1 protein-coding gene is annotated in these 10,486 nt (G+C 75.3%); it reads left to right on the plus strand.

Features of this window, described 5'->3' with window-relative positions; genetic code table 11:
• Nucleotides 1-42 precede the first annotated feature (42 nt).
• Nucleotides 43-10,470 carry a type I polyketide synthase gene (locus tag AC07B0_RS07460; RefSeq protein WP_478897212.1) on the plus strand — a complete coding sequence of 3,476 codons (10,428 nt, stop codon included), beginning with the start codon at nucleotides 43-45 and terminating at the stop codon, nucleotides 10,468-10,470.
• Nucleotides 10,471-10,486: the final 16 nt, after the last annotated feature.

Consider the following 10,486-nt stretch of genomic DNA (forward strand, 5'->3'; position numbering starts at 1 on the left):
GCATTCCGCATTTCTCCAGGAGGTGACGTTCCAGTGGCCGGCGTGAACGAAGAAAAGCTTCTCGAAAACCTGAAGTGGATGACCACGGAGCTGCGGCGGACCCGCCGCCGCCTCCAGGAGGTCGAGGAGGACGCCCACGAGCCCATCGCCATCGTCGCGATGAGCTGCCGTTTCCCCGACGGAGTACGGTCGCCCGAGGACCTGTGGCGGCTGGTCTCCGAGGGCGGTGACGCCATCACGGGATTCCCCGCCGACCGCGGCTGGGACATCGCCTCCCTCGCCGACCCCGACCCCGACCGCAAGGGCACCTTCTACAACACCGGCGGCGGATTCCTCACCGACGCGACCCTCTTCGACCCCGGATTCTTCGGCATATCGCCGCGCGAAGCCCTCGCCATGGACCCGCAGCAGCGCCAGATCCTGGAAACCTCGTGGGAGGTGTTCGAACGGGCCGGCATCGATCCGGCCTCCGTGCGCGGCAGCCGCACCGGCGTGTACATCGGCGCGGGCGCCATGGGGTACGGGGCCGACCTGCGGGAGGTCCCCGAAGGCCTCGAAGGGCTGCTCCTGACGGGTGGTGCGACGAGCGTGCTGTCCGGCCGGGTCAGCTACGCCCTCGGTCTGGAAGGGCCCGCCGCCACCGTCGACACGGCCTGCTCCTCCTCCCTCGTCGCCCTGCACTGGGCCACCCAGGCGCTGCGCCAGCGCGAGTGCTCGCTCGCCCTGGTCGGCGGCGTGTGCGTGATGCCCAGCCCCGACGTGTTCGTCGAGTTCAGCCGCCAGCGCGGCCTCGCCGCCGACGGGCGCTGCAAGTCCTTCGCGGCGGCCGCCGACGGCACCGGCTGGTCCGAGGGCGTCGGCGTCCTGCTGGTGGAGCGCCTCTCGGACGCCCGCCGCAACGGCCACCCCGTCCTCGCCGTCGTCCGCGGCTCCGCCGTCAACCAGGACGGCGCCAGCAACGGCCTGACCGCCCCCAACGGGCCCGCCCAGCAGCGCGTGATCCGCCAGGCGCTGGAGAGCGCCCGGCTCTCGGCCGCCGAGGTCGACGCCGTCGAGGCCCACGGCACCGGCACCCGGCTCGGGGACCCCATCGAGGCGCAGGCGCTGCTCGCCACGTACGGGCAGGACCGGCCGGCCGGCCGACCGCTCCGTCTGGGATCCCTCAAGTCGAACATCGGGCACACCCAGGCCGCCGCCGGCGTCGCCGGGATCATCAAGATGGTCATGGCGATGCGCCACGGGGTGCTTCCGCAGACCCTCCACGTCGACGAGCCGACCCCCGACGTCGACTGGTCGGGCGGAGCCGTGTCGCTGCTCACGGAGCCCATGGCGTGGCCGGAGACCGGGGCACCGCGCCGCGCGGCCGTCTCCGCGTTCGGCGTGAGCGGCACCAACGCGCACACCATCCTCGAACAGGCCCCGGACGGCGACGGCGACGGCGACGGTGACGCCGAAGCCGGTCGTGACGGTGCCGGTGCGGCGGGGAACGCGGGGCCGGCGGAGGCCGTCCGGCCCGCCGTGCTGCCCTGGACGCTGTCGGGCCGGAGCGCCGCCGCGCTGCGCGCCCAGGCCGCCCGGCTGATCGCCGCCCGAGCCGGAGGGGCCGCCCAGGCCTCGGCCCTGGACCTCGGGCACTCGCTCGCCACCACCCGGGCCGCGCTGGAACACCGCGCGGTGCTCCTGGGACGCACCGACGCCGACCTCGACACCGCCCTCGCCGCGCTCGCCTCCGGGGAGGAGTCCGCACACCTGGTCACGGACACCGTGGCCGAGGGCAGGACCGCGTTCCTCTTCACCGGCCAGGGCAGCCAGCGCCCCGGTATGGGGCGTGAACTGTACGCGACCCAGCCGGTGTTCGCCGCCGCGCTCGACGCCGTGTGCGAACGCCTGGACCCGCTTCTCGAACTGCCGCTGAAGGAGGTCATGTTCGGGGACGACCCGGACCCGCTGGACCGTACGGGCCACACCCAGCCGGCCCTGTTCGCGATCGAGGTCGCCCTGTTCCGGCTGATGGAGAGCTGGGGCCTGCGGCCGGACTTCCTGTGCGGTCATTCGGTCGGTGAGATCGCGGCCGCGCACGTGGCCGGGGTGTTCTCGCTGGACGACGCGTGCACGCTGGTCGCCGCGCGGGGCCGCCTGATGCAGGAGCTTCCCGCCGGCGGCGCCATGATCGCCGTCCAGGCGTCGGAGGACGAGGTCCTGCCGCTGTTGACCGACCGGGTGGGCATCGCCGCCGTCAACGGCCCGCGTTCCGTGGTCATCACGGGCGACGAGGCACCCGCGACCGCGATCGCCGACCGGTTCGTGGCACAGGGCCGCAAGACCAAGCGGCTCGCCGTCAGCCACGCCTCCCACTCGCCCCGCATGGACGGCATGCTCGACGCCTTCCGCCGCGTGGCACAGCGGATCACGTACGAGGTCCCGCGCATCCCCGTCGTGTCGAACCTGACCGGTGGCCTCGTCTCGGACGAGATGGTGTCGGTGGAGTTCTGGGTCCGCCACGTCCGGGAGGCCGTCCGCTTCCTCGACGGCGTGCGCGCCCTGGAGGCCGCGGGCGTGACCACGTACGTCGAACTCGGCCCCGACGGCGTGCTGTCCGCCCTCGCCCAGGACTGCGTCACCCGCGAAGACGCCGTTTTCGTCCCGGCCCTGCGCGGAGGCCGGCCCGAGCCCGAGACGGCCCTCTCCGCACTGGCCCGCGCCCACACCCGCGGCGCGACCGTCGACTGGTCGGCGTACTTCTCCGGCACCGGAGCCCGGCGCGTCGACCTGCCCACCTACGCCTTCCAGCACGAGCGCTACTGGCTGGAGCCCACCGACGGGGCCGGTGACGTACGCGTCGCCGGACTCGACCCGGCCGCGCACCCGCTGCTCGGCGCGGCCCTCACCCTGGCCGGCTCCGGCCGCGTGCTGTGCACCGGCCGGCTCTCGCTGCGCACCCAGCCCTGGCTCGCCGACCACACCGTGGCCGGTACGGCCGTGCTGCCGGGCGCCGCGTTCGTCGAACTCGCCGTCCGCGCGGGCGACCAGGCCAGCTGCGGGCACGTAGAGGAACTGGTCCTCGGCACACCGCTCGCGCTGCCGGCCGAGGGAGGCGTACGGGTCCAGGTGCTCGTCGAGGACCCCGACGCGCAGGGCCGTCGCACCTTCACCGTGTCGGCCCGCCCGGAGGATGCGGACGCGGCGGAAACCGCGTGGACGTGCCACGCCCGGGGCGTCCTCGCCCCCGCCACGCCGGCCGCCCCGTCCGACCTCACCGTCTGGCCGCCCACCGGGGCGGAGACCGTCGACATCGGCCACCTCTACGCCCCTGCCGACGGCGACGTCCCCCACGACGTCCACGGCCCGGTGCGCGGCCCGCTGTTCCGTACCGTGGAGGCGGCCTGGCACCGTGACGGCGAGTACTTCGCGCAGGTCCGCCTGCCCGAGGGCGCCCCCGGGGCGGCCGGCTTCGGTCTGCACCCGGCCCTGCTGGACGCCGCCGCGCACACCGCGCTCGCACTGGCGGCCCCGGAAGCCGACGGCACGGGTGTCGGACCCGGCAGCGTCTGGTCGGACGTGGCCCTGCACGCGGTGGGCGCCGGAGCCCTGCGCGTCCGCATCCGGCCCGCCGCCGACGGGACGTTCGCCCTGGACCTCGCCGACGACCTCGGGGACCCGGTGGCCACCGTCGGCCTGCTGGCCCCGCAGCCGTACACCGCCGGCCCCGCCGCCGCCCCGCAGCCGGTACCGGCCGTCCTGCGCGAGGCCCTGTTCCAGCTCGACTGGGTCCCGCTGCCGCCGCGCCAGCCGGCCGCCGACGCAGCCCCGGCCGAGCCCGCCGGCGGATGGGCCGTGCTGGGCGCGCCCGGATCCGGTCCTGCCGCCCGCTACGCCGACCTGGCGGAGCTGGGCGCGGCGCTCGACGCCGGAGCCCCCCTGCCGGCGTACGTCCTGGCCCCCTTCCCCCGGCAGCCCGCCGGGCCCGGACCGGACACCCTGCGCGGGGCCGCGCAGCGGGCGCTCGCCCTGGTGCGGGCCTGGCTGGCCGACGGCCGGTTCGACGCCTCCCGCCTGGTCGTCGTGACCAGCGGCGCGGTGGCCGGGCCCGGCGAAGCCGCCGAGGACCTGCCGAACGCCGCCGTCCGCGGGCTGGTGCGCTCCGCGGAGACCGAGAACCCCGGCCGGTTCGTCCTCGCCGACCTCGCCGACCTCGCCGACCTCGCCGACCTCGCCGACCTCCACGACCTGTCCGATCCGGCCGGGGCGGCCCTCCTCGCGGCGGCCCTCGCCTCCGGGGAGCCGGAACTGCTACTGCGCGACGGAGCCGTACACGTGCCGCGGCTGCGCCGGATCCGCACGACCGGAAACGGGCTCGTGCCCGAGGCGGGCACGACCCGCCCGGACGGCACCCGCGCCGCCGTCATCGACGCGAACGGCACCGCCCTGATCACCGGCGGCTCCGGCACCCTCGCCGGAATCGTCGCCCGACACCTGGTCACCGCCCACGGCGTACGCCACCTGCTGCTCCTCAGCCGGAGCGGCCTGGACGCGCCGGGAGCCACCGAACGCACCGCCGAACTGGCCGCGTTGGGCGCCGACGTCACCTGGGCCGCGTGCGACGCCGCCGACCGCGACGCCCTGGCCGCCATCCTGTCCGCGGTACCCGATGAGCACCCCCTCACCACCGTGGTCCACACGGCGGGCGTCATCGACGACGGCGTCATCGACGCCCTCACCCCCGAACGCCTGGACACCGTCCTGCGGCCGAAGGCCGTCGCCGCCCTCCACCTGCACGAGCTGACCCGCGACCTACCCGTCACGGCGTTCGTCCTCTTCTCCGCCATCGCCGGCACCCTCGGCGCGGCCGGCCAGGCCAACTACGCCTGCGCCAACGTCTTCCTCGACGCCCTCGCCCAGTACCGCCACCACCAGGGCCTGCCGGCCACGGCCCTGGCCTGGGGCCTGTGGGCCGACGCCAGCGGCATCACCGGCGCCCTGGACGAGACCCAGCTGCGCCGCATGGAACAGCACGGCATGGGCGCCCTCACCGCCACCGACGGCACGACCCTGCTCGACGCGGCGCTGGCCTCCGGCCGGCCCGTCCTCGTCCCCGCCCGCCTGAACCCGGCCGCCCTGCGCGCCGCCGCCGAGCCCGGCCCCGTCGCCCCCGTGTTCCGGGACCTCCTGGGCCCGGCCGGACGCCGCACCGCCCGCACCCGCGCCGACGCCGGCACCCCGCTGGCCGAACGGCTGACCGGCCTCACCCGCCCCGAACAGGACCGGACCCTGCTGGACCTCGTACGGTCGCAGGCCGCCACCGTCCTCGGCCACAGCTCCGCCGAACCCGTCGAGCCCGCCAAGGCGTTCAAGGACCTCGGCTTCGACTCCCTGACCGCCGTCGAGCTGCGCAACCGCCTCGCCACCGCCACCGGACTGCGCCTGGCCACGACGCTCGTCTTCGACCACCCCTCGCCCACGGCGCTCGCACGGCAGCTGCGCACCCAACTCCTCGGTGAAGCCGACGAGTCGGACGCGCAGGACTCGCACGGCACCGCGGCGGCCGCGGGCGGCGCCGACGACCCCGTCGCGATCATCGCCATGAGCTGCCGGTACCCCGGCGGCGTCCGCAGCGCCGACGAACTGTGGCGGCTCGTGGAGTCCGGAGGCGACGCGATCGCCGGACTCCCCGGCAACCGCGGCTGGGACCTCGGCGAGCTGTACGCCGGGCAGGACGGCGACCGGACCTTCGAGGGCGGCTTCCTCTACGACGCCGACTCCTTCGACGCCGACTTCTTCGGGATCTCACCCCGCGAGGCCCTCGCCATGGACCCGCAGCAGCGCCTGCTGCTGGAAACGTCCTGGGAGGCGTTCGAACGGGCGGGCATCGACCCGTCGTCGCTGCGCGGCACCCGGGCCGGCGTCTTCGTCGGCGCCTCGTCCGGCGGCTACGACGCCCAGCTGGAAAGGTCCGGCGACCTGGACGGCCTCCTCGGCCACGTGATGACCGGCAACGCGGGCAGCGTCGTCTCGGGACGCGTCTCCTACGCCCTGGGCCTGGAGGGCCCGGCGGTCACCGTCGACACGGCCTGCTCGTCGTCCCTGGTCGCCCTGCACTGGGCCGTCCAGGCACTGCGGCAGGGCGAGTGCACCATGGCCCTCGCGGGCGGCGTGACCGTCATGTCCACGCCCGGGACGTTCAGCGAGTTCAGCCACCAGGGCGGCCTCGCGCCCGACGGCCGCTGCAAGGCCTTCGCCGGCGCGGCGGACGGTACGGGCTGGGGTGAGGGTGTCGGCATGCTGCTCGTGGAACGGCTGTCGGACGCGCGCCGCAACGGGCATCCGGTACTGGCGGTGGTGCGGGGTTCTGCGGTCAACCAGGACGGTGCGAGCAATGGTCTGACCGCCCCTAATGGGCCTTCGCAGCAGCGGGTCATCCGGGCCGCTCTCGCGAGTGCCGGGCTGTCGGCCGCCGAGGTGGACGCGGTGGAGGCGCACGGTACGGGTACCCGGCTCGGGGACCCGATCGAGGCGCAGGCGCTGCTGGCGACGTACGGGCAGGACCGGCCGGAGGACCAGCCGCTGCTGCTGGGCTCAGTCAAGTCGAACATCGGACACACGCAGGCCGCTGCCGGTGTCGCCGGGATCATCAAGATGGTCATGGCGATGCGCCACGGCGTGCTTCCGCAGACCCTGCACGTGGACGAGCCGACCCCGCACGTCGACTGGACGGCGGGCGACATCACCCTCCTGACGGAGGCCACGGCGTGGCCCGAGACCCGCCACCCGCGCCGGGCCGGCATCTCCTCGTTCGGCGTCAGCGGCACCAACGCCCACACGATCATCGAGCAGGCCCCGGAGCCCACGGACCGGCCGACGCCGACGACCGCGGCCGCCGGACCCGTCCCGTACGTCCTGTCGGCGCGGAGCCCGCAGGCGCTCCGCGCCCAGGCGGCACAACTGCTCCCCGCGGCCCGAGCCGTGATCGCCGAGGACGGCTCCGGCCTCGTGGACCTCGCCTACTCCCTGGCCACCGGCCGCGCGGGCCACGAACACCGCGCCGCGTTCACCGCCGTCGACCGCGAGGGCGTCCTGCACGCGCTCACCGCCCTCGCCGCCGACGAACAGCCCACGGGCGTCGTCCGCGGGACGGTGTCCGGTGGGGGGCCGGCGTTCCTCTTCACCGGCCAGGGCAGCCAGCGGCCGGGCATGGGGCGCGAACTGTACGCGGCCCACCCGGTGTTCGCCGCCACGCTGGACACGGTCTGCGAACGCTTCCAGGACCTCGAACTGCCCCTGAGGGAAGTGCTGTTCGGCGCGGACGCCGGTCTGCTGGACCGGACGGAGTACGCGCAGCCCGCGCTGTTCGCCGTCGAGGTGGCGCTGTTCCGGCTGCTCGAATCGTGGGGTGTGCGGCCGGACTTCCTGTCGGGGCATTCGGTCGGTGAGGTCGTCGCCGCGCACGTGGCCGGCGTGTTCTCGCTGGAGGACGCGTGCACGCTGGTGGCGGCGCGTGGCCGGCTGATGCAGGCGTTGCCGTCCGGTGGTGTGATGGTCGCGGTGGAGGCGTCGGAGGACGAGGTCCTGCCGCTGCTGACGGACCGGGTGAGCATTGCCGCCGTCAACGGGCCGACGTCGGTGGTGATAGCCGGTGACGAGGGCGCGGTGACCGCGGTCGCGGAGTCCTTCCCCGGCCGCAAGACCAAGCGGCTGGCGGTCAGTCACGCGTTCCATTCGCCGCACATGGACGGCATGCTGGCCGACTTCCGGAAGGTGGCCGAGGAACTCACCTACCAGGCCCCGCGCATTCCGGTCGTGTCGAACCTGACCGGGGCCCTGGTCTCCGACGAGATGGGTTCGGCGGACTTCTGGGTCCGCCACGTCCGCGAAGCGGTCCGCTTCTTCGACGGGATCCGCGCCCTGGAGGCTGCGGGGGCCACCACCTACCTCGAACTCGGCCCCGACGGCGTCCTGTCCGCGCTCGCCCAGGACTGCGTCACCGGTGAAGGCGCGGCCTTCGTACCGGTCCTGCGATCCGGCCGTCCCGAAACCGAGGTGCTGATCGCCGCGCTCGGCAGGGCGCACACGCAGGGCGTCGGCGTCGACTGGGCCGCGCACTTCGCCGGTACCGGCGCACAGCGCGTCGACCTGCCCACCTACCCCTTCCAGACCCGGCGTTACTGGCCCGAGCCCGCCGCCGCGCACGACGGCGTGACGCGGGCCGGCAGCACCGGGAACGAGACCGACGCCCGGTTCTGGGACGTCGTCGACCGGGCCGACCTCGCCGCCCTCGCCGACGAGTTCGCCGTCGACGGGGACCAGCCGCTCAGCGCCGCCCTGCCCGCACTCTCCGCATGGCGCCGCGACCAGCAGGCACAGACGCGGGCCGACTCCCTCCTCTACCGCGTCACCTGGCAGCCGTGGTCCGGCCAGGACGGGAGCAAGGCCGCCGGGACCTGGCTGGTCGCCGTACCCGCCGCGCACGCGGAGGACCCCTGGATCCGGACGGTGACCGACCGCCTCGGCGAAGCCGGGGCCCGGCTCCTCACCCTCCCGCTCGACGTCACCCACGGCGACCCGGCCGCCCTGCGCGCCCGCCTGGACGAACGGCTGCGCGAAGCAGCGGCCACCGCGACGGCCACCGGACCGTTCACCGGCGTCCTGTCGCTCCTGGCACTCGACGAGCGGCCGCACCCCGAACACCCGGGGGTGCCCGCCGGACTCGCCCTCACCGCCGCCCTCACCTCCGTACTCACCGGCCCGGACGCGCCGGCCGGCTGCGCCGGGGCACCCCTGTGGTGCATCACCCGCGACGCCGTCGCCGCCGTCCCCACCGACACGCTCGGCGGCGCCGCCCAGGCGCAGGTATGGGGCCTGGGCCGGGTGATCGCCCTGGAGCACCCCGACCGCTGGGGCGGACTCGTCGACCTGCCCGAGGCGTACGACGAACGCGTCCTGTCCCGCCTGCCGGGCATCCTCACCGGCGCCGGCGACGAGGACCAGATCGCCGTCCGCCCCGCGGGCACGCTCGTACGACGCCTCGTACGCGCCACCCCGCCCGGCACCCGCCCCGAGCCCGGCTGGACCCCGCGCGGCACGGTCCTCGTCACCGGAGGCACCGGCGCGCTCGGCCGCCACGTCGCCCGGCGCCTCGCCGAACGCGGCGCACGGCACCTCGTACTCGTCAGCCGCAGCGGCCCGGACGCGCCCGGCGCCGCCGAGGCACGTACGGAACTCGAAGCGCTCGGCGCGGCCGTCACCCTGGCCGCCTGCGACGTCACCGACCGGGACGCGCTGGAGGCACTCGTCGCGGGCCTGGCGGCCGACGGCACCCCGGTACGCGCCGTGGTGCACGCCGCGGGCGTCTCCCAGCCGCCCGGCACGGGTACCGACCTGCCCGGCTTCGCCCGGGTCGTCACCGCCAAGACCGCCGGGGCCGTGCACCTCGACGCCCTGTTCGACGCACCCGACTCCCTCGACGCGTTCGTCCTCTTCTCGTCCATCGCCGGCACCTGGGGCAGCGGCGGCCAAGGGGCCTACGCCGCGGCGAACACCTTCCTCGACGCGCTCGCGGAACGCCGCGCGGCCCGCGGGCTCGCCGCCACGGCGATCGCCTGGGGACCGTGGGCCGACGGCGGCATGGCCGCCGAGGGCGACGCGGAGGAACAGCTCAGCCGACGCGGACTGCCGCCCGTGGACCCCGCGACGAACCTGCTGGCCCTGGAACGTGCCCTCGCAGGCCGGGACGCCGCGGTGACCGTGGCCTCCGTCGACTGGGCACGGTTCGCACCGCTGTTCACGGCGGCGCGCCCCCGCCCGCTCATCGCCGACCTGCCCGAAGTACGCGGCGCACTCCGCGAGGAGGCCGCGGCCGCCGGCACCACAGAGCACGCGGACCCGTCCGCGGCGGTCCTCGGCCGGCTGGCCGCACTGTCCGGGGACGACCGGGACACCGCACTCCTCGACCTCGTGCGCGAGCACGCGGCGACGGCGCTCGGCCACCCGTCCGCGGACGCCGTCGCACCGGACCGGGCCTTCAAGGACCTGGGCTTCGACTCGCTGACCGCGGTCGAACTCCGCAACCGCCTCGGCGCCGCGGTCGGCCTGCGGCTGCCGTCCAGCCTCGTCTTCGACTACCCCAACCCGCAGGCCCTGACCCGCCACCTGCTGCGCGCCCTCTTCCCCGACGGCGGCGCCGGTACCGCCGGCCCCAACGCGGCGGACCTCGACACCGACCCGCAGGACGTGGAACTGCGCCGGACCCTCGCCACCATCCCCCTGGGCCGGATCCGCGAAGCGGGACTCCTCGACACCCTCCTGCGGCTCGCCGGACCGGACACCCCGGCCACGGAACCCGGTCAGGAAGACACCGACACCGGCGGGTCCATCGACACGATGGACCTCCAGGACCTCCTCGACCTCGCCCTCGACGGCGGCGGCATCGACGACGGCGCCCCCGCCGACACCACCACCAGCAACAGCAACTCTTGACGTGCCCGAAGTGCGG

This window comes from Streptomyces sp. NPDC044704 (assembly GCF_056433525.1).